Source organism: Limosilactobacillus frumenti DSM 13145, from assembly GCF_001436045.1.
Lineage (GTDB): Bacteria > Bacillota > Bacilli > Lactobacillales > Lactobacillaceae > Limosilactobacillus > Limosilactobacillus frumenti.
This window is the reverse complement of record NZ_AZER01000014.1, coordinates 203,932-224,856: the sequence shown is the minus strand read 5'-3', so window position 1 is coordinate 224,856 and position 20,925 is coordinate 203,932. Positions and strand designations below refer to the sequence as shown.

12 protein-coding genes are annotated in these 20,925 nt (G+C 44.2%); 1 reads left to right on the top strand and 11 read right to left on the bottom strand.

The window, feature by feature from the left end:
- Window positions 1-7: 7 nt before the first annotated feature.
- Both FD27_RS04220 and FD27_RS04215 read right to left on the bottom strand, forming a co-directional pair.
- On the bottom strand, window positions 8-1,795 hold the full coding sequence (locus FD27_RS04220; RefSeq protein ID WP_057749998.1) for a glycerophosphoryl diester phosphodiesterase membrane domain-containing protein: 1,788 nt from the start codon (window positions 1,793-1,795) through the stop codon (window positions 8-10).
- A gap of 99 nt (window positions 1,796-1,894) precedes the next feature.
- On the bottom strand, window positions 1,895-2,761 hold the full coding sequence (locus tag FD27_RS04215; protein ID WP_057750213.1) for an aldo/keto reductase: 867 nt from the start codon (window positions 2,759-2,761) through the stop codon (window positions 1,895-1,897).
- A 132-nt stretch (window positions 2,762-2,893) separates the two neighbouring features.
- Here FD27_RS04215 and FD27_RS04210 point away from each other — a divergent pair, with 132 nt between their 5' ends.
- Window positions 2,894-3,616, top strand: coding sequence for a gamma-glutamyl-gamma-aminobutyrate hydrolase family protein (locus FD27_RS04210; RefSeq protein WP_057749994.1), 723 nt, complete (start codon window positions 2,894-2,896; stop codon window positions 3,614-3,616).
- A gap of 229 nt (window positions 3,617-3,845) precedes the next feature.
- Here FD27_RS04210 and FD27_RS04205 read toward each other — a convergent pair whose 3' ends face one another.
- The 9 genes from FD27_RS04205 to cls form a co-directional block, all read right to left on the bottom strand.
- Window positions 3,846-5,189, bottom strand: a complete 1,344-nt coding sequence (locus FD27_RS04205) for a glutamate--cysteine ligase (protein ID WP_057749990.1) — start codon at window positions 5,187-5,189, stop codon at window positions 3,846-3,848.
- A gap of 171 nt (window positions 5,190-5,360) precedes the next feature.
- A complete protein-coding gene (pgmB, locus tag FD27_RS04200) occupies window positions 5,361-6,029 on the bottom strand; it encodes a beta-phosphoglucomutase (RefSeq protein ID WP_057749988.1) in 669 nt (222 codons plus the stop codon).
- A gap of 18 nt (window positions 6,030-6,047) precedes the next feature.
- Window positions 6,048-8,300, bottom strand: coding sequence for a glycoside hydrolase family 65 protein (locus tag FD27_RS04195; protein ID WP_057749984.1), 2,253 nt, complete (start codon window positions 8,298-8,300; stop codon window positions 6,048-6,050).
- A 101-nt stretch (window positions 8,301-8,401) separates the two neighbouring features.
- Window positions 8,402-9,748 carry an SLC45 family MFS transporter gene (locus FD27_RS04190; RefSeq protein WP_057749981.1) on the bottom strand — a complete coding sequence of 449 codons (1,347 nt, stop codon included), beginning with the start codon at window positions 9,746-9,748 and terminating at the stop codon, window positions 8,402-8,404.
- Between the two features lie 213 nt (window positions 9,749-9,961).
- Window positions 9,962-10,900, bottom strand: coding sequence for a LacI family DNA-binding transcriptional regulator (locus FD27_RS04185; RefSeq protein WP_057749978.1), 939 nt, complete (start codon window positions 10,898-10,900; stop codon window positions 9,962-9,964).
- On the bottom strand, window positions 10,887-14,750 hold the full coding sequence (gene addA / locus FD27_RS04180) for a helicase-exonuclease AddAB subunit AddA (protein WP_057749976.1): 3,864 nt from the start codon (window positions 14,748-14,750) through the stop codon (window positions 10,887-10,889). The genes FD27_RS04185 and addA overlap by 14 nt, the downstream gene beginning before the upstream one ends.
- Window positions 14,751-14,752: 2 nt before the next feature.
- Complete coding sequence (locus FD27_RS04175) at window positions 14,753-18,526, bottom strand: PD-(D/E)XK nuclease family protein (RefSeq protein WP_185154759.1); 3,774 nt, start codon at window positions 18,524-18,526, stop codon at window positions 14,753-14,755.
- A 91-nt stretch (window positions 18,527-18,617) separates the two neighbouring features.
- On the bottom strand, window positions 18,618-19,382 hold the full coding sequence (locus FD27_RS04170; protein WP_057749969.1) for a sulfite exporter TauE/SafE family protein: 765 nt from the start codon (window positions 19,380-19,382) through the stop codon (window positions 18,618-18,620).
- Between the two features lie 20 nt (window positions 19,383-19,402).
- The gene (gene cls, locus FD27_RS04165) at window positions 19,403-20,881 is read right to left on the bottom strand and encodes a cardiolipin synthase (protein WP_057749966.1); all 1,479 of its coding nucleotides are present in this window, start codon (window positions 20,879-20,881) and stop codon (window positions 19,403-19,405) included.
- Between the last annotated feature and the right edge of the window lie 44 nt (window positions 20,882-20,925).

The window sequence follows — 20,925 nt, the reverse complement described above, 5'->3', positions numbered from 1 at the left end:
CCTCCTTTTATGGTTCTAATCGTGTGCCCGCTGGAACAACGAGAATAAAGTTCATAATCCGATTAGCATATGACTGGTGGCTTAAGTAATCATCAATAGCACTATTTAATTCACGTAAGTTGTCGGTGATAATGCCATCCGTATGGTCGTAAATCATTTGTTTCATCAGGGATGGCTGGTTGACAGTCCACGCATAAACCTGCTTATGTTGACGGTGCGCCTGCCGGATAAAGTCAAAGTTAAGGGTTGAGTACTCCATCGAGTAACCATCGGCTTGACTATTTGGATAGGATAAATTGTAAGGTTGAATATATAGTACAGGCAAAGTTGAATCGCGGTGCTTTAATTCGGCCACAACACCATAGTCCAATGAATGAACCTGGTCATGGTCCCGTTTGAGGCGTTGGCCATACTGCTGGTCAAAGCGCTTGAGCATCCCCGGTGAATCATGGGGCGTTGTCTTAACTTCCACCAATAGTCTTTGGTGAAGGTGTTCCGCCGCATTTAAATATTGGTCGAAGCTGGCGACTTTCGCAGAATGACCATTCTCGCGAGCCGTCAGCCGCGTTAACTGTTTCAAGGTCAGCTGGTATGGTGTCTTGTTGACCCCAGTGAGTTCTTTCAGATTTTCATCATGCATAACTACAAACTGGTGGTCCCGCGTTTCATGAACATCCATTTCAACGTAATCAGGATGAAGCCGGTGGGTCTTTTCCAATGCCGGGATCGTATTCTGGACCCCGTTATTATCAGCGACTCCCCGATGCGAGATTGTAATTGGTCGCTGATCATCTTCTCCTTGAAGGTAAACATGGTTGTTAGCAATGGTCGCGCCACCAAAAATCACTACTAAAACGAGCAATGCCCAACCATAATGATGGGAATTAGCCCCGTTCGTTGTGTATTGGATTTCCCCGAAGTCCTGCTGGGTAATGATCATTAAACTGGAAATCATACTGCCGACGGTCACAATTTCACTAACAACCTGAATCAAAGTTAAATTAGCGACTGCCGGAACGAGGGCTTGTGAGTGGGGAAGAAGATGATCCCATCCAATTTGAAAGCCATAGATGACTCCATACACTATTCCGAGGCCAATTGTTGCTAACAAGCCCACCAGGATGAGGCGACTAATCACCGATATCCACTGCCAATGAGCCGTTTTGCGCCAACTATTGACTAACGCTGTCCGTGTTCGTTGCGCACGAAAAACCATTAACGGCAGAGTAAAGAGCCACCGGATTCCTAAGAAAAGGATGACGAGGTAAGTCGCAATAAAGAAGATAAAAAGGCGGTCACTCCGCGTCATAAAGTCGACAATAAAAGCCGGAATTTGCACTTTAGCAAGCAGTGGCGTACGAAATACCAAGTCAGCAAATGGAATGATCAAGATAAAGTAAATGAGCATCAACGGCAGGGACCCTGGTCGCAGACGGCGTACCGCTTGCCAAGAATTCTGCAGTAAAGAATAAAAGCCTGTCCGGCCCACTGAAAATTCTCGGATACTGAGCAGGAGTAAAGCAAATTGCCAATAAACGACCATTAGCAACAGGAGTAGCTCTACTAAGAGGCCAATAATCACTAACGGGTGCTGCTGACAGATGATGACGATATTTTGGTAGGAAATAAATGGGATTTCCCCCGCTTGTAAAATAACTGTTGTGACCCACCGAAAGAGCGGTATAATGACCCACTGATTCAGTAAATCTAGACCCAAGAACAGGGCTAAGTACGTTATCCAATGCTGCTTAAAGCCACGCCAACTACCCTGAATATCTTCCCATGCTGCCCGCATCAAGTATTCCTCCCTTAAATACCGTTAATTATACAATATTCGCTAGTTAGGGATAAATAAAAACGGGACTAAGCACTGGCTAAGTCCTGTTGATAATTATTAGAATTCCACTTCATCTGGGTCAGCACATTGTCCGCCTAAGTTCGTTAACATACTGATCTTACGCATTTCATCATCAGTTAATGCAAAATCAAAGATATCCTTATTTTGGATCATCCGTTCTTCATGAACTGACTTTGGCAATGGAATAATGCCCTGCTGAATTAGCCAGCGAAGACTAACCTGAGCGGCCGTCTTGTGGTACTTGTCCGCAATTGCCAACATCGTCTTGTTTGTCATCACATGGGCTCCTTGACCGCCCAGCGGTGCCCAAGCCTCGACGACAATGTTGTGAGCTTGCAAGTACTTAACTTGTTCGGTGTGTGGCCAACCAGGGTGAACTTCAATTTGGTCAACGGCTGGCGCCACTTTAGCTGTCCGCATTAAGTCAACGATGTGGTGAGGCATGAAGTTGCTCAGACCAATTGCCTTGATCTTCCCTTCTTTATACAGGTCTTCCATCGCCCGCCACGTCTCCGCATTAATTTCAGCAGCTTGGGTACCAAATTGCTTCTGGTTTGCTGGCCAGTGAATTAGGTAGAGGTCAAGGTAGTTCATTTGCAGACGATCTAAAGTTTCCTGGAAAGCCTTTTTAGTGGAATCATAACCCCGGTTATCATTCCACAGCTTACTCGTCACGAACAGGTCTTTACGGTCAATCCCCGAATCTTTAATCCCTTTACCAACTGCTTCTTCGTTACCATATACAGCTGCAGTATCAATATGGCGGTAACCAACTTTAATGGCATCTTCCACCGCTTTTTCTGCAACATCAGCTGGCGTTCGGAATGTTCCATAACCGACGCAAGGAATTGTTGTTCCATTATTCAGGTTCATTCGTGAATTAATGTTATTCAATTCAATCATCATTTTCATCCTCTCTATCCGGTAATCACTTACTATTGTATAGCATGTTCACGGCTTTACCAAAAATTTGGGCTTTTCTCTGGATGAAATTTTCATTATAATACTATTAAAATTATTCAAGGAGGTTCTTTTATGCGACCACGAATTGCTATTCCAGCCGATACTTTAACGGAGGCCACTAATATCATTAATGAACGTAACGCTGCTTTTGCACCACGACCATTAATTGAAGCCATTATTAAATCAGGCGGCCTACCTGTTATTTTCCCAAGTGTGGCGCCAGAATTAGCTCATAATTACTTGGACCTCTTTGATGGGATTATTTTTGCCGGCGGTAGCGATGTCGATCCGATCTTTTTTCATCAAGAACCACACCAAAAATTGGGGTCAACCTACTTACGACGCGACCAGTTTGAAATTGAATTAGTAAAGGAATCGTTTAAAGCTGGGAAAGCGATGATGGGAATCTGCCGGGGAATGCAAGTTATTAATGTTGCTTTAGGCGGAACCTTATACCAGGATTTATCTGAAGATCCTCATAAAACCCTAAAGCACTCTCAAGATGCTCCTGGCAATTTTCCTTCCCACCACGTTAACGTTGAAGAGGATAGTCGCTTATTCAGCCTGGTCGGCAAACGACCTTACGTCAACTCGCGACACCACCAAGCAGTCCATGAAGTGGCGCAGCCATTACGCGTAACCGCCAAAGCAGACGATGACGTCACCGAGGCGCTAGAAACGGTTCAAAGTGACCAAATTCTAGCTGTCCAATGGCATCCCGAAAATATGTTTAAGCACTACGATTATTCTCAGCACCTCTTCCAGGACTTGATTAAACGGGCGCAACAATCATAAACATTCAATAATTAAAAGAGGTTGAGGAAAAACAGAATGTTTTTCCTCAACCTCTTCTTTGTTACTAATAGTCTCGAACTTACCAAGTCTAATCGTGGGAATTAACCAGCGCCTTCGAGGCTAACTACGAATGATTCTGATGATTTCATCGCCATTCATCGTTCTAGGTTAGCCCACCAGGCTCTTGAGAAGGTTAATTTCCAGCTTCTTTATTGTACTTCACTATTTATTAATGTTTCGCTAATGCAGCACGGAGTTCATCTGCAGTGTAAATCTTCCCATCTTCAAATCCCTTAAATGGATGAATTGACTCCAGTGCAGCCTCCTGGTAACGCTTAGCGCGCTGTAAAGCATATTCCGTTAGGGAACCATCCTTAACATAATGCAACAGCTTTGCACTTGGCGTAGTTGAAGGGTTCACAACCCGATCTTCTAAGTCTTCTAAGACTTCTGCATATTCAGGCCCTAATTGAATCTGATTAGCATACCGCTCCAAGCTTTTGACCACTGCCATCGCTTTTGTTTGGTAATGACATTTACTTGTTGGTTCTTCCTCTGCCACTACTTCATTCATGTGATCAGCGTTCACCAGAACTGGTTCGACTTCATCCTCATTCAATGCTGGGTGCATGATGAAGTAAGAAGCTAACAACCGGATGAACCGCAACGTCCCAGTCCGAACACCTACTGAACTGCTTGGGTCCAAATCCAGCATCCGTAATTCGAGATACTCAATTCCCTTTTTAGGGAGATCCTTTAAATTGCGGTTACCTTTAAAGCGGACTGGTCCGTGAAATTCATAGTCAGAAGTTAAGACACCTTCTTTAACCCCTTCCTCAATCCGGGCAATATAGCGGTCAAGATTTGTAAAGTCGCCCCGAAACTTAGTCCCAAAGCCATACTTACTTTGACGAATACTCCGCATGGGCTTTTTAGGTTCTTGCCCTGGTTCAAAATAATTTGCTTCTGCAACGGGGCTCGCACCAAACAGGTATGTGATAAACCATCGATAACGAACAAATCCTTGTGCCAACACCGTATAGAGATAATTACGGACTGCTCGTTCATCTGCAAATTTATCAGGGAAATGTTTTAATACTAAGTCCACCACGTGTTGATCAATACTTAGATTAATATGGGCGCCACATGGTGTTCCTTGTGAATATCCATGACGCTTAGCCCATTCATGCAGGTAGGCTTCCTTTTTTGGCCCCATCTTGGCTACTTGTAAAGTTTTTTTATTCTTCGGTAAGCGTGGTGGCATTGAAAGGGGCCACAGCAATTCACCAGGTGCTAATGCACAACGAAGGGTGTTGTTGATGACATATAAGTAATGCATCGCATCCAAAGCATGTTTGGCCGATGGAGTAACTGTTTCTGACATTGTCTCCAGAAAGTCATTGGTGATCCACGGATTTGTCTTTTCATCACCAATCGCTGTTGGATACGGCTCTTTACTCAAATTGCCTGCCTCATCAACCCGTTGCATTTCAATCTCAATGCCCATGGTGAAATCCGAGGTTTTTGCCACTGCTTCATTATCAAAAATAAGTTGTCCAACACGACTAAACATTCTCTCACCTCATTTGATTAGAAACTTCTAATATTTCCTGTTAAGATACATTACTTTCTAATAATATGCAATGAGATTTGTAAAAAATGAAAAACATAAAACGGGCTCATGATTTGATCAATCATGAACCCGCTTTCTGGTTTATTTACTCAAGTGAAATGATTAGTAAACTTAATTTTCACTCATTTGTTGTTTAATTGCCGCAAGGGAAACGTCGCCTGTACTGTTGAATTTAACATCAGCATCTTGCAAATTAGCTCCAAAACCGATGGATAATTCACCAGCCCGGTTAATGGATTCAACCCCTGCTTGAGCATCTTCCAACCCGGCCACTTGATTAGCTGGTAAGTTCATTGTTTTCGCTGCTTCAGTATAAATCTCAGGGTCTGGCTTACCATGAGTCAACTTAGCAGGATCAACAATGCCTTCGAAGTAATCCGCAATTTGAAGGTACTTAATAACCTTTGGTGCATTCTTCGAAGCAGAAGCAAGAACGATGTGGTAGTGGTTAGCCTTCAGTTCATCCAAGAAGTCCTTCATCCCCGGCAGGATGTCGGCAGGTGTCAAGGTTTCCACTAACTTGACATAGTTGTCATTCTTTTCCGTTGCCAAAGCAACCTTCTCTTCTTGGCTGTAGTCATTTTCGTGGCCGCCAGCCTTCAGGATTAATTCTAGTGAATCCATCCGGCTAACACCCTTTAGACTATCAGCCAATTCCTTAGTCCAAGGAGTACCAACCTTGTCAGCAAGTTGGTGCCATGCTTGACCATGGAAACGAGCAGTATCAGCAATCACACCATCAAGATCAAAGGCAAATCCCTTTAAATCTTCAAACTTCATATTTAGGCCTCCAGCAAATTACTTTAATTCTAACTTCTTACCGTCTAAATCAATGGTAATTGGGTCACCGGATACCAAGTCAATCTTGGTACCATTCTTGTCAACCTTAACCTTCAGGATCCGACCACGGAACATTTGGCGGAATTGGTAACTGTTCCACTTCTTTGGCAGGAATGGAGCATAGTGTAATTGACCATCACGAACACGCATGCCGGCGAATCCTTGCACGATATCCAGCCATGAACCAGTCATGGAAGTAATGTGCAAACCATCAACAGTATCGTTGTTGTAGTTATCAAGGTCAAGCCGTGCTGAACGTTCGTATAATTCAACCGCCTTGTCTTCATAACCAATATCAGCAGCAATAATGGAGTAAACAGAAGCTGACAGACTCGATTCGTGAACCGTGAATTGTTCATAGAAGTCGAAGTTACGCTTCTTTTCTTCCTTAGTAAAGTCATCGATGAAGTCCCAAAGACCTTGGATAACGTCACCTTGCTTAACATATGGTGAACGTAAGATCTTATCCCATGACCAGTGTTGGTTCAATGGTAATTGGTCGCTTGGAATTTCAGAAACTGGTGTCAGGTCCTTGTCTAAGAAGCCATCGTTTTCAGGGAAGATGTCCTTTTGCTTGTCGTAAGGCAGGTACATGTTGTCAGCAATACCCTTCCAACGACGCTTTTCATCTTCAGAAACATTAAGCTTCTTAGCAACTTCGTCATCCACTTCATCCAGAATTTCCAGAGTGTATTGGAGAGTCCACTTACATAAGAGGTTGGTGTACCAGTCGTTGTTGACGTTGTTATCGTATTCGTCAGGACCAGTTACCCCATGCAACATGTACTTGTTTTGACGTTGTGAGTAGTGAACACGGTCAGCCCAGAAGCGAGAAATTTCAGTCAGCACTTCTGCACCTTCATGAAGAACGTATGACTTGTCGCCAGTGTACTTAGTGTAAAGGTAGATAGCGTAAGCAATATCACCGTTACGGTGAATTTCTTCAAAGGTGATTTCCCATTCGTTGTGGCATTCAATCCCGTTGAAGGTAACCATTGGGAATAATGCACCATCAAGCCCTTGTTCCTTGGCGTTAACAAAGGCACCATCCAATTGCTTGTAACGGTACATCAGCAGGTTACGAGCAATTTCTGGGTTAGCAACACCCAGGTAAACAGGAATACAGTAAGCTTCGGTATCCCAGTAAGTAGCACCACCGTACTTTTCACCAGTGAAGCCCTTTGGTGAAATGTTCAGACGGTAATCTTCACCATAGTAAGTGGAGAAGAGTTGGAAGAGGTTGAAACGAATCCCTTGTTGAGCCCCTTCATCACCGTCAATTTCAACATCTGACTTGGTCCAACGATCTGCCCATTCTTGGACATGAGGATCAAGCAAGTCGTCAAAGCTTTGGGAATCAAACTTGTCAGTTAATTCGTCCAAGTGCTTTTCGATGGCTTCTTCAGAATCAAAGTCCCGGGAAGTAACAACAACGGTCCGCTTTTCAAAGTTAACTTCCTTACCAGCAGCAACCGTACCAGCAAAGGTGTTGTAAGCATCCTTTTCGTCAGTCCCGTCACCAGCATGGTCTAAGTCAGTCTTAGTAGTGGTCTTCATGCCGACAGTGAATTGTGGAGTGCCGAAGTCGTTCTTCTTAGTTTCAGAAGTCAATTCAGCGTGTTCACCATTAGCACTCTTGTTCAAGACCATCCAGAACTGTTCATCGTAGTTAGCATCTTCGTTGTAAACATCAGCATCAATCATGCTGGTAATTTCAACCTTAGCATCACTATTGCCGAGGTTCTTAACATGCAGACGTTGACCAACTAATTCCTTTTGGACAGCGGAAACAAAGCGTTCAAAGGTGAAGGCCATTTCAGCTCCACCAATTTCAACAGTAAATTCACGGGTGAGGACACCACGCTTCATATCGAGGTCAAGCTTGAAGTCCTTTGGTGCTTGCTTAGCAAGGTCCAGTTGTTCGCCGTTAACCTTAATGATCATCTTCATGAAGTTGACAGCGTTGATCATCTTACCAAAGTACTTAGGATAACCGTTCTTCCACCAACCAACACGTGTCTTGTCTGGGAACCAAACACCACCAAGGTAAACCCCTTGCATGTGGTCACCAGTATAGCCTTCTTCAAAGAAGCCCCGCATACCAAGGTTTTCGTTGGCTAATGAAGTCATTGATTCTTGAAGACGCTTATCTTCAGGATCCCACTTATGAGTTGCAACATGCCATGGAGCAATTTCAAAAGTTTGTTTCATGATAAAAATTCCTTTCTTTGTAGACAAATGGGAGTGGAAGGAAAGTATTAATACTTTCACCTTCACCCTCATTGTAATATGTGATTCAATTCATTGATAATTTATTCAGCGAAAGTTTCCTTGATTGTTGATACTGAAAGTCCACCAGCGATTAACACGATTCCGGCAAGGATAAACATGTTAACTTGGGAGTTACCAAGCAATGGGAATAATGCAAAGCTAAGTAATGAAGCAACAATCTGTGGCAAACAAATAGATCCGTTGAAGAGACCTAAGTAAGTACCCATGTGCTTACCAGACAAAGCGTTAGTAACAATTGTTAATGGGTAAGTGTTCATACCAGCCCATGCAATACCAACAAGGGTGTAGGAAAGGATCAAAGTCCATTGATCGTGGATAAAGAAGACGGTAATAAAACCAATTCCACCAAGCAATAAACTACCACCATAACCTAACTTGTGGTACTTGTTAGGAACTTTAGCTAAGACGTAAGACCAAATAACAGCAGCAATTGATTGAACGGCAGCTAAGACACCATACCAGTTACCAGCGGCCTGGTATCCTGCTGAAGTAGCGTTGGTAGTGTTCCAAACGTTTTGGGCAATTGCACCAGCAGAGTATGTCCATAGATATTGGAAGGCAAACCAACAGAAGAATTGAACAAGAGTAACAGTCCAGAAGGCCTTAGGAGCGGTCTTAAGCAAAGTGAACCAGTTTCCACCTTCCTTGTTATCTTCTTCAGAAATACCATGGTACTTAGCGTAAGTAGCAGGGTCATATTCGTGAACACGGAAAACAGTGAACAGACTAGTAACAATCAGTAAAGCAGCTCCAACATAGAAGGCAACCTTAACGGAATCAGGAACGACACCCTTAGCAGCAGTGTTCTTTACACCAAACCAAGTGAACAGGAATGGGAAGATAGCAGCTAAAACGGCACCGGTGTTGGATAAGAAACTCTGGATCCCGTAAGCGTAACTCTTTTGGTCATCGTTAACCATATCACCAACCATCATCTTGAATGGTTGCATAGCAACATTAGATGACAAGTCGAGGAAGGCAACGGTAATGGCACCAAACCACAGTGCAGCTAATGATCCATAACCAAAGCCGAAACTACCTGAGTTTGGCAGCAACAGCATAACGATAACAGCAACAATCATCCCTAAAAGCAAGTAAGGGAGACGACGACCACCGAGCTTAGGTGCCCAAGTACGATCTGAGTAATAACCCACAATTGGTTGAACAACTAATCCCATCAATGGTGGCAAAATAAAGAACCAGCCCAGCTTGTTAGGGTCGGCACCAATCGTTTGGAAGATCCGGCTCATTTGAGAACTTTGCAAGGTGAAGGCTGTCTGAACACCAAGAAAACCAAAGTTGATCATCCAAATGACGCTCTTCGACAGGAAAGGTAATCCTGCACCAGAGGACTTCTCTTGACTCATTTCAAACACTCCTTAAATGATTTAACAATTTAATGCATTCATGAAAGCGCTTCATGAATTTTTACAAGTATTAATATACCAGATTAAAATCAGTTGCGCAACCGTTTGCACAAAATTTCTGAAAAGGCTTTCTACATTTCAAGAGTTAATAGGCATTTATCCTATAAACGTCAAAAAACGTCAGTGATTTCAAATCATCACTGACGTTTAGATTTAATATTCAACCTTAAAATCAACAATTTGATGCTGTCGATCATGATCAAATAATAGCTTGATAGCCTGCCTCCCAAGTTCGCGCGGTTGCAAATCTACCCGCTCGTCACAATGGGTCAGCATCCGCATTAGGCGACTGTTATTAAAACAGATCACTGGCAACTGGTATTGTTGGACCTCCTGGACAAAACGGACAAATAATAAATCATCGGAGAAAACCAGCGCATCAACTTGCGAATGCTCATCAAAATAATCCCTTAACGAGCGCACATTATCGGCCAGTTGCCAAACAATCTTTGGCAAATCATGCTCACGCATACTCTGTTGGTAGCCCGCTGCCCGGTCTTGTTCGAATTGCCATGGTTGATACGATTCCACAAAGGCCACTTGGTGCGGTTGGTAGTGATTAACGATGTAATCAGTTGCTGCCTTCCCTGCCGCCACGTTGTCATTATCAACAAACCGTTCATTGTAAGCACCTTGAGGATGACCAATAACAACATAATTCAACCCTTGGTCACGAAGATACTTGGTAACTGGGTCATTTTTCATCGTGTAGAAGACCAAAAAATTGTGAACCTTCGATTGGGTCACCATTGATTTAACCTCGTCTAACAGGTCCTCTTGTGTTGGTGCGATTGCCACAACCATTTCATAGTGAAGTGGCTGAACTGCTTGACTAACGCCCCGCATTAAATCGATATGGAACGGGTTCGCAGGTGCAGTATCACTGGTCACTGGAAAGGCTAAGCCCACCATATTCGCCTCGCCCCGTGTTAAATTACGGGCTGTATAGTTTGGCTGGTAACCCAACTGCTTAGCAATTTTCTGCACACGCTGGCGAGTAGCAAGACTAATCCGTTCATTATCATTGAGCGCCCGGGAAGCTGTCGAAACTGATACACCCGCTTCTTTAGCAATGTCTTTAATGGTCGGCACCTGTTTTTCCTCCAATCGAAAATGAGATAAACTTTCTCAATTCTACCAGGTATAGACCCATTTGGACAACTGGCTCTTCTTTCATCATATTCAAAGCTTGCCGGTAAAGTTCCAGCTGGCCACGATAACGGTCCTTAATCCGCTCAATTGAAGCAGCGGTATTGTTGGTATTAACGTGATCAGTCTTATAGTCGACTAAAGTAATTCCCGTTGGTTGTTCTAAGTACCCATCGATAATCCCGTGAATTAGAATTCGTTCATCATCTTGTGCTTGAACATCACGAAATAGTTCATGACCATTCATCAACATCGCAAACGGTGCTTCACGCTGATAATTAGTCGGATCATTGAGAATTTGCTGCCCAATTGCTGTCGCAAAGAAGGCTACAATTCCTTCTTGGTCAATCTGGTGAGCAACGGCTGGCGCAATGAGTTGCTGGTCGACTAACTTGTCGATGGTATTAGCCACAAGATTGTGATCAACTGTATTTTTATCTAATGGCAATTTCTGAAAGACCAGATGCGTTGCGGTTCCGACTTCGGCTGCCGCCGGTGATTGGTCAGTTTGCTGAACGAAACGTGGAGTGGCAAAATCATTTTTCAAGTAAACACCGCGGTGCTTCGTTTTGCGTTGGTCATCATAATCCCACTGACCCATTTGGCGATTATCTGGATCTTCAAAGACCCGCTTAACATCTGTTACAGACTGGTAGGCCGTCGTTTGGGTGGCAACTTGATGAGGGTACTGATAGCTTAAAACATCAGCAAAGTGATTTTTTAGGTCTGGATCAATTGGCTCCACCTCGTGATCACTATCGGCTGCCGCCTGGTTCAGCTGGGCTAATGCATCATTAACTTGTTGTTGGCTAAATGATAGGACCTTAAATACTGCTTGATTCTGCATCCATGGGTAAGCTTGGTCATGATCGAGTGGACTTGGTAAGAGATTCATCCCCTCTTTGCCCGCAACGTTAACAGCAACGTCCTCCGGCTTAAAAAACTGACGATAGCGAGCACAAGCAAGGCCAATCCAATCCATAAAGGAGTTAGCATTCACCCGCACTTGAGCGCCCAGTACTTGTTGGTCACTTTGAAAAGCCTTTTGCCATCGTTCCCAAGCGGTTGCCAGCTTCTGGTTCCGTCGTTGTTCGTTAAACGACGACGTAATGATTAAGCGTTGCTCGGCCCGGGTTAAAGCAACATATAGAACCCGCAATCCTTCAGCACGTTCTGACCGCTGGATTTGTTCCAGGATGACCTGTCGTTGGGGCGTGTCGTAAACTAATCGATGCTCATCCATGTACCGAATTCCCAATCCCGCATCAGCATCTGTAACCGCGTTTTCCTTACTAGTTGAATTATTGAAACCATGAGTAGCATCAATCAAGAAGACAATTGGAAACTGCAGTCCCTTACTACCGTGAATCGTCATCACGTTGACAGTATTTTCAGCCAGTTGCGCAGGGGCAACACCAAGGTCCTGATCATGCTCCTGCATTTTCTCAATAAAACGTGTGAATTGATACAGGCCCTTGAATGAAGTCTGTTCATAATTTTGAGCTCGTTCATACAAGGCATGCAGGTTTGCTTGACGTTGCTGACCGCCAGGCATTGCGCCCACATAATCGAGGTAGCCGGTCCGTTGATAAATCTGCCAAATAAGGTCCACCAACGTTTGCTGTTGTGCGGTTTGGTCGAATTCATTTAAGTCCGCTAAGAAACGTTTGAGTTTCGTCGCTAAGTCGTTAATGGCATCTTCAGGCAGCAATGATCGCCGCTGCACACTGTGTTGGTCATAGTTATCAACGAATTCGCGGCAAGCACTGTAATAATCTGCCGACCGGTTTTGCAACCGAATCATGGTCAACTCTTTATTGTTAAGCCCCACGATTGGCGAACGCAAAACAGCCACTAACGGAATATCTTGGTGCGGATTATCAATCACTTTTAACAGAGCCATCATGACCCGCACTTCAGTTGCTTGGAAATAACTTTCAACATCATGGACCGTTAATGGAATATTTAACTTGTTAAACTGTTCCATTAACGTATTGTTGATTCCCTTTGTTCTTTCCAAAATGACAATATCGCCATAGTTGATTGGGCGCATTCGTCTCAAATTACTGTCATAGATCTGCTCCTGGTGAGCAATCATCTGCTTGATCCGCATTCCAACCATCTGCAGCTCACCAGTTAATTTATCATCTTCGGTTGGTTGGTCTGGGTCAACATTAGCGTCGTACAAAAGCAGTTCTGTTGGTCGTGGCTGGTTCTGTTCATCCTCATCATAATAAGTTGCCGCATATTTTAGGTGGGCATCCTCGTCATAGTCAATTTGACCGACTTGACGGTCCATAAGTTGTTCAAATAACAGGTTAGTAAAATCAACAACATTGCGCATGGACCGGAAATTCTCTGCTAGGACAATATCTTCACCAGCCGCTCCATCTTGTTGGTAACGCTGGTACTTATCCGTGAACAAGCTTGGATCAGCTTCCCGGAAACGATAAATGGACTGCTTAACATCCCCAACCATAAACATGTTATGGCGTTCAGGACTAGCTAGTTTCTTCAAGATACCTTCCTGAAGAGGGTTAGTATCTTGATACTCATCAACCATGATTTCGCGGTAATGGTTTCTTAAATCGGCTACTAATGCCTGCCAATCGGCATCATCGGCAGGTGGGGTCAGAATTTGGTAAGCATAGTGTTCAAGGTCATTAAACTCCAATACATGCCGGTTCAACTTGACTTGCTGGTACTGTTGACGGTAGCCAATGACGACATTCACTAGTTCTGCCACGAGGGCCTGTGATTTTTGAGACAGGCTCTTTAACTGAGCGGCTGGATAAATAAAGAAATGTTCGCTCAGCTGCCGGAGCTGCTTTTTAATCCGGTCACGGTCCGCTTTAATTGCCTGGTAATCCTCATATTCTGGCGTCCCGGCATCCTTCTTAGTTGGACCACCTGCCAATCGCTTAAACTTAGCACCTTGGAAATGAGCCCGTAGTTGGTCCCAGGTACAATTCGTTAACTCATCTTTTAACTGTTGCAACAGTTCCTGGTCAGCGGTTAACACTGCGCTTGGCTTTTCATAACCAGTGTCTTGCATTCGCAATACCAATTCATGGCTATCATTAATCAACTGTTCCAGTTGTTCAGCAACTAGTGGTTCCAGGTCATTGACAAAAAATTTTGATTCAGTAATATCACTATTTCCCAGGAAATAATGTTCTGGTAGCTGCCTTAACCACGCTTCAGGATCAGGTTGGGCATTTGCAATCTTTGACAACCGCAATACGAGGTCATCTAATCCTGTATCATCACGATCGCGGGAAAAATTAAGAACCAGTTCATGAAACGAAGCCCGATCATCTGCTTGGTAGTCCGCATTAGCGTACAAGTGCTCACTGAACTGTTGCCAGGTATCTTCCTGAAGGAGTAACCGCTCAGTATCATCTGTTAACAGTCTGAACTGCGGGTCCAAATTAATAAGGTAGTAATAGCGTTTGATCAGCTTCAAACAGAAGGCATGGATCGTACTAATATCAGCAGTTGCAACCAAATTCATCTGTTTAGCCATTGCCCGCTTCATCGCGACTGAATTGGTCGCAGCAGTGGCCTCTTTCTGAAGAGCTGCGCGGATTTTGTCGCGCATGTTTTTAGCGGCAGCATCCGTAAACGTCACCATCAAGAGGCGGTTAACATCAATCCCCTCTTTAATTAAACCGATCGCCCGTTGAACCAGGACGGCCGTTTTCCCTGAACCAGCAGATGCTGATACTAAAATATTCTGATGACGGTCATTAATGGCCTGTTGTTGTGCCGGGGTAGGTTTAAATTCTGCCATGATTATTCCCCTTTCCGATGATCATCATTGTGACCAGCCTGTTTAAATTCGTCTTCCGCCGTTTGAGGATTCAACTGACGATAACGACTCTGATCTAGCATATTATCAAACTGATAGATATCCAGGAAGTCACTATAATCAAGTCCCGTTTTACGATTACTGCCTTCAATTAACCGGTATGGATTAAGGTGAAGGTCACCGCTAAGGATTTGATTTCCGGCATTGATAATTAGTTGCCGATTATGCTCCTGCAACCATTTTAGCTGCTGGTCATTCACCAGCAAGGCGTCCTTGCGTGCTGAAATACTCCCTTTCTTGGTAACCCGCAATGGATACAACACGGATTGTTGTTCCTGAATACTGTGATCTAGTTGGTCCAGTAATTGTGGCTGATCAAGTAGGATTCCCTTGTACTGGTGAGCGGATAACTCTAATTCATCCAGCGTCTTCTTTTGATTGCGATTCCAATTAAATTTAGGGTCAGCCAAGTGCAAATACAGGGCACCCGCCAGTTGAGCGCTGGGAACCTTTAACTGGGTCAAGTTAGCCTGCAAGCCGTTCAGGTATGTTAGCAATTGCAAAGAAATCCCGTAATAAGCAGACGTGAGGTCAAAGCGTCGATCGCCAGACTTATAGTCCACCACGGTCAAGAAGTCTTGGTCAGGGGATGCGTTAGTTAGCCGATCAATGCGGTCAATCCGTCCGCGCAAATAGATTCGATTACCATTACTCAACGGGTAATCAAGTGGTTGTAAGTTCACGTGGTCAGGACTGCCAATCCGTCCAAATTGTGCTTCCGTCTTAAATGGTCGTAGTCCCGTGTATTGGGCCTGCTTACACAAAATTTTGATCATCGTTGTAACGATACTACGCAACTGCTGATACTGGAATGCTGCCTGGGCAGATCCAGCTGCTAGCCGTGCCATATCTGGTTGACTGTCAGTTGCCGTGGATAAAGACTGCCTAATTAATTCTTGCAATTGTTGCTGGTCTTGGTTAAGGCGATTAAGGTTCAACTTATTGTCCACTACCTGATTAACAAAGGTCTCCATCGCTTTGTGGAAGAATGTCCCAACTCGGTCAGTTGACATCGCTAACTGATCACGTTTTTGCAGACGTAACCCGTACTTTAAGAAGTACTCGTATTGATTAGTATAGAAGTCTTGTAATTGGGAGATCGAAGCATAGAGGACATGCTGCTCATTACGGTCACGCGCTGTCCGTAAATAAAGTGCTTCGGCCAGTTGCCGACCCAAACTATCAACGGTGTTAGCGTAGTTAAAGCCACGGGCGATAAGTCCTAGTTGCCGCTTCAGGTGTTCCTGTCCAGGTTCTGCACTTAATTTAACCAGTTGATTGGCAAGTAAGTGCCAGCTCACTGGCAACTGCTCAGGCTGATGCGTTTGAACAGCTTGATCACGGGCGAGACGACCAACTTGAACTAATTGATTAAGGCTTGCTTGTGGTGCAGACAAGAATAATCCGGCGTGATCCAGACCCATTTTGCTAGTAGCTAGCGGGTAGAAGTTTACCGCCTGATGGAAGTAATTGGCCATATCCGTAAGGTATGGTGACGGCGATAACTCTTGATCATCATTGTTAGCTAAAGGTGCCGTCATTATTAGCCGTTCTTGACCAGTTAACATGCCACTATAGTTGACAAACGGTTCATTGGCCAGTTCCTGGTTAGCATCGCCCGGTAAGTACTGGTAATCGTGGTCCAAGTAATTATCAATTAATTCTTTATCTTGATCAGTAATTAGTCCTTCATTGTCTTGCATTTCTGGCATCACATCATCCGTCGAGCCAATCATAAAAACAATCTTTTTATTCAGGCTCTGGACAATTCCCGTTTCAGAAATAACGACTTGGTCCAAGGTTGCTGGAATTTGTGAATATTGAGCCGCCGCAAACCCTGACTGTAAAAGTTCACTGAAGGTGGCGAGGGTTGCTGACCCTTTTCCATCTGGAATGGACTCGTCTCCTAAAATATCAACATATTCCTGAAGTATTTGGCAAAAAGTATCCCACACCTGTTGGGGCCGCTGGGCCAGGTCCAAATCACGAGTACTTTGGTATTGCTGCCATTGGTATAACCGTTCAGTAACGCCAGCATCCTGCAAAAAATTAAACAATGTTGTTGCTAAAGATTGCCCATCAGTTGCAGAAAACAGGCGATCAAATAGCGGGATCAGCTGAGTCCTAACATAGTCTTTAACTAGTAACAGTTGACGGTTTAAAACGTTCACCGCTGATGATGGGTCATTTTGGTGCCGGGGATTATCATCGTGGGTCTGCCATAACTGATTGATCTTATCTGAATTGGTCGTTTGCCAATCATTTTTGCCCTTAATACCATGCTTAAGGCACCAGTTTTCTGTGGCAAAAACCGCTTCCTGAAAATCGGTAATTGCCATGAGGTCACCATTATCATTCCGCGGCACAAGCAGCCAGGTTTTAAGAACCTGCATCACATCCGCCAGCTGATAATTGTGTTCGGGAAGCGCCAGTAAGGATGACAGGAGTAGTACTAATGGATGTTGGTCCATTTTTCGTTCATGGTCATTAAAAACGGGGATCTGATGATTAGCAAAAACTGGCTCAATCATTGTCTGATATGCATCCAGGTGACGGCTTAATATTAAGAAATCACGATAACGATAACGGCCACTAGTAACCAATTGTCGAATTTTGGTGGCAACGGCATTCAGCTCTGCCCGGCGATTAATCATCGTTGAAAAGGTGACCTGCCGTGGATCAGCGAGTTGCTCACCCACTTCATCTGTGAGGGGACCCTGCGCATATCGTTTAAAGTAATGATCTACCTGCTGCAGACTCGTACTTACCCGCGGCTGGTCAGCAAAGATCACATTTTTTACCAGTTCCACCTGGTTTGGATGTGCTTGGGCTATTTTCCAAAGACGGCGATACTGCATTGCTGCCGAGTAAAATAAGTCATTTAAGGATGGCAAGTCATGGGGGTTCGGGTGATTCTGATCAGGGTATCCCCGATCAAGGTTGAGTGAAACGGTGGTAGAAGCTCCGTGAAGGATTAAAGAATTAACAACTTCCTGTTCACTAGCAGTAAACTGGGCAAAGCGGTCCAAAAAGAAATGCATATGCTTGGTTGCTGGACTATCAGCCAAAAAGGCCGCAAGCTGGTGATACAGTTCGCCACTGGATAAGAAGTGCTTGTGTAATTGCTGCTGATACGCTTGGTAAACTAACGCAACGTCTTGCATTTTAGCAATCCACGCGCGATTAACATTATCATTTTCATTTATTACCCGGGAAATAATATCTTGGAATTCATCGGGTGAAATATTAGCAGTCTGTAATTCTGTCAGCTGATCGCGGAGTTTTTGGATGAAACCAGGTTGGTGAATTTCAGAAGCATACAAGTGAAGGTCATCCTCGTGCTCTTGGACGACTTTGGACACTAACATTGCCATCCCAATTTGGGACAATCGCGGCCGCTGAAATTCCGGTTGATCACGCATTAGGAACCACGCTAGTCGGCTAAAAGAGAGAACTTGAACCCGATCAGAAGCAAAGCGACCGTTATCACTGATCCCTGCTCGTTGCCGCAAACCAGCTAGAACATTTATTTCTGTTTCAAATTTAATATGGTTAGGCACCAAGTAAAAGAATTGGTCCTTTTGTGGTGCTGTCCGTACCTGGTCAGCCAATTGGTCAATCAAGACTTGTTGGTGATCCATTGCTTCCGTCCCTAAGACAAAGTTAAGAGTTCCCACGCTGATCCGTCCTTTTCTCATAAGAATAAATTCGCATTTTATTGTAACATACGCAGTCGAACAGACGTTTACTTAGGTAACAAAAAAGCTGCTCAATGACAGCCAAAGAAAATTATAAATAAGCCTGTTTAAAGTAGATAATTGCTTGAGTTACTGCTAGTAACGCGATTAACCACCGCATTAATCGTGCAGAAACATGACGGACTACGATAGGACCAAGGTAGCCCCCAATAAACATCCCCACCGCCATCGGGATCGCATACCACCAATAAATCCGTGAGCGAAAAGAGTAAATAATTAGGGCAACAAGGTTGGTTAACCCACAGACAGCATTTTTAATGGCGTTGGAAACCAAAAAGTTTTCGTCTGTCAAATACGTTAATAAGACCAGAATAACAATTCCACTAGCGGCACCAAAGTAACCAGCATAACCGCCGACGATGATTAACAGAAAAATATACAAGGCTTTGAGCCATGCTGGCTTTTGCTTAGTTAAATCCGGTTGATGCTTTCCAGAAATTAAAATCAGCGCACCAGCAATCAAGATAAAGAATGGTACTACTCGTTCAAATACCTTGCCCGGAAAAGCTAAGAGGCAAAAACAGCCAATAATTGAACCCACCACGGTAAAAAGGCCGTATGTCCATACCTGCCGCCAATGCCCATGTAACTCTCGTCCTGAAGCAAAGACGGCCCCGAGACTGTTCCAGATCAGCGCCGCATCATTAGTAACATTCGCATACACTGGTGCCACCCCGACACTCAGTAATAATGGGTATGACGCAAGGGAAGCAAATGAGGCGGCAGATGAAAGAATTCCTGCGACGATCCCTCCTAAAAGTAAATAAACGATCAAGCCGATTGATGGAACTGTCATTATGAAGCCTCCTTATCCTGTTACAAAATTGGTGAAAACAGGCGTGAAAATGTCTGCTTGAAGCGCAACCACCGCGACATCCCCGCAAACATTTCTGGGGTTATAACGCGACTATCACGAATATCATTCACAAAAATCTGTTCAAGGTGGTCAGTCATTTCAAGGTCATAAATAAATGAGTTAATTTCGAAGTTGAGTTTGAAGCTCCGAAAATCAACGTTTGCTGATCCCACTGAGGCCATCTTGTCATCAACCATGACCGTCTTGGCGTGGAGGAATCCCTTTTGGTAGAAGTAAATCGTAACACCCTCATTTGCCAACTGCCGAGCATAGTATTGAGTTGCCCGGTAGACAAAGGGGTGATCTGGCTTACATGGCACCATAATCCGAACATCAATGCCTGAATGAGCAGCCACCCGCAAAGAGTCTAATACACTATCGTCGGGAATCAAGTATGGGGTTTGAATCCAGATATGGTCAGTGGCCGCATTGATTAGCCGCAAGTAACCCAATTTAATATTTTCCAATGGTGCTTCTGGTCCTGAAGATACAATTTGTAAAGCGGTATCATTGTCTGGCTGATCTTTATCAATTTTGATTTCAGGGAAAAAGATACCGTAGTGGCTAATTCGGTCAGCTGGATCTTTCATCGTGGCATTCCAGTCACGAATGAATCGTTGCTGCAGGCTATATACCCCACCACCAACAATCCGTAAGTGAGTATCACGCCATGGGCCGAACTTTTTAACAAGGCCTAGGTACTGGTCACCAATATTAAAGCCGCCGACATAACCGATTTGACCATCAATTGTCACAATCTTCCGGTGGTCACGGTAGTTTAGCCGGAAATCAATGAAGTTACTATGCGTCATCAGGAATGGTGCTGCATAGCCGCCCCGTTTCCGTAAGCCATCGTAGAAGCTCTTGCGGACTCCCATTGATCCCCATGAATCATACAGGACTCGTACTTCGACCCCTTCGGCCGCTTTTTGTTCCAACAGTGTCCGTAGTTGGTTACCAATTTGATCGTTATAAATGGTATAAAATTCAATATTGATCGTTTGGGTGGCCGCTTCTATATCCTCAAATAGGTGTGCGAAAAATTCCTTACCGGTGGTATAGACGTCCACGTGATTATGGCGCGTTAAAAAAGCATTATCCAAACTTTGGAACAGCATAATCGTGCGCCGGTACGTTTGGACCGTGGAGTGTTTCGGTCGAGGCATATTTTGAAATTGCGTTTTCTGCCGGTCAACAGCCTTTTTAAGCTTTAATTGGGTTTGCGACTTGATCCGTTCCAACCGCCGTTGTGGTAGTTTCCGACCCAAAAAGGCGTAAAAAATAAAGCCGATTACCGGAATCAGCATTAACACCAGTAGCCATGCCCACGTTGCCGCAATATCCCGTTTTTCACGGAAAACGGTGAAGATGGCTGCCACTTCGTTTAGGAGGATAATTGCAATTAATAGCCATTTGATAATGTTCCACGTCAATAGCATTGCATAACCCCCTTTATCATCCAATTAGTTACGTATATTTTAAC

What these genes read in the sequence shown, in the direction of transcription:
- FD27_RS04215 (WP_057750213.1), bottom strand. Translation starts at nt 2,761, where the DNA reads ATGATTGAATTGAATAACATTAATTCACGAATGAACCTGAATAATGGA.
- FD27_RS04195 (WP_057749984.1), bottom strand. Translation starts at nt 8,300, where the DNA reads ATGAAACAAACTTTTGAAATTGCTCCATGGCATGTTGCAACTCATAAG.
- pgmB (WP_057749988.1), bottom strand. Translation starts at nt 6,029, where the DNA reads ATGAAGTTTGAAGATTTAAAGGGATTTGCCTTTGATCTTGATGGTGTG.
- cls (WP_057749966.1), bottom strand. Translation starts at nt 20,881, where the DNA reads ATGCTATTGACGTGGAACATTATCAAATGGCTATTAATTGCAATTATC.
- FD27_RS04205 (WP_057749990.1), bottom strand. Translation starts at nt 5,189, where the DNA reads ATGTTTAGTCGTGTTGGACAACTTATTTTTGATAATGAAGCAGTGGCA.
- FD27_RS04170 (WP_057749969.1), bottom strand. Translation starts at nt 19,382, where the DNA reads ATGACAGTTCCATCAATCGGCTTGATCGTTTATTTACTTTTAGGAGGG.
- FD27_RS04190 (WP_057749981.1), bottom strand. Translation starts at nt 9,748, where the DNA reads ATGAGTCAAGAGAAGTCCTCTGGTGCAGGATTACCTTTCCTGTCGAAG.
- addA (WP_057749976.1), bottom strand. Translation starts at nt 14,750, where the DNA reads ATGGCAGAATTTAAACCTACCCCGGCACAACAACAGGCCATTAATGAC.
- FD27_RS04175 (WP_185154759.1), bottom strand. Translation starts at nt 18,526, where the DNA reads ATGAGAAAAGGACGGATCAGCGTGGGAACTCTTAACTTTGTCTTAGGG.
- FD27_RS04210 (WP_057749994.1), top strand. Translation starts at nt 2,894, where the DNA reads ATGCGACCACGAATTGCTATTCCAGCCGATACTTTAACGGAGGCCACT.
- FD27_RS04220 (WP_057749998.1), bottom strand. Translation starts at nt 1,795, where the DNA reads ATGCGGGCAGCATGGGAAGATATTCAGGGTAGTTGGCGTGGCTTTAAG.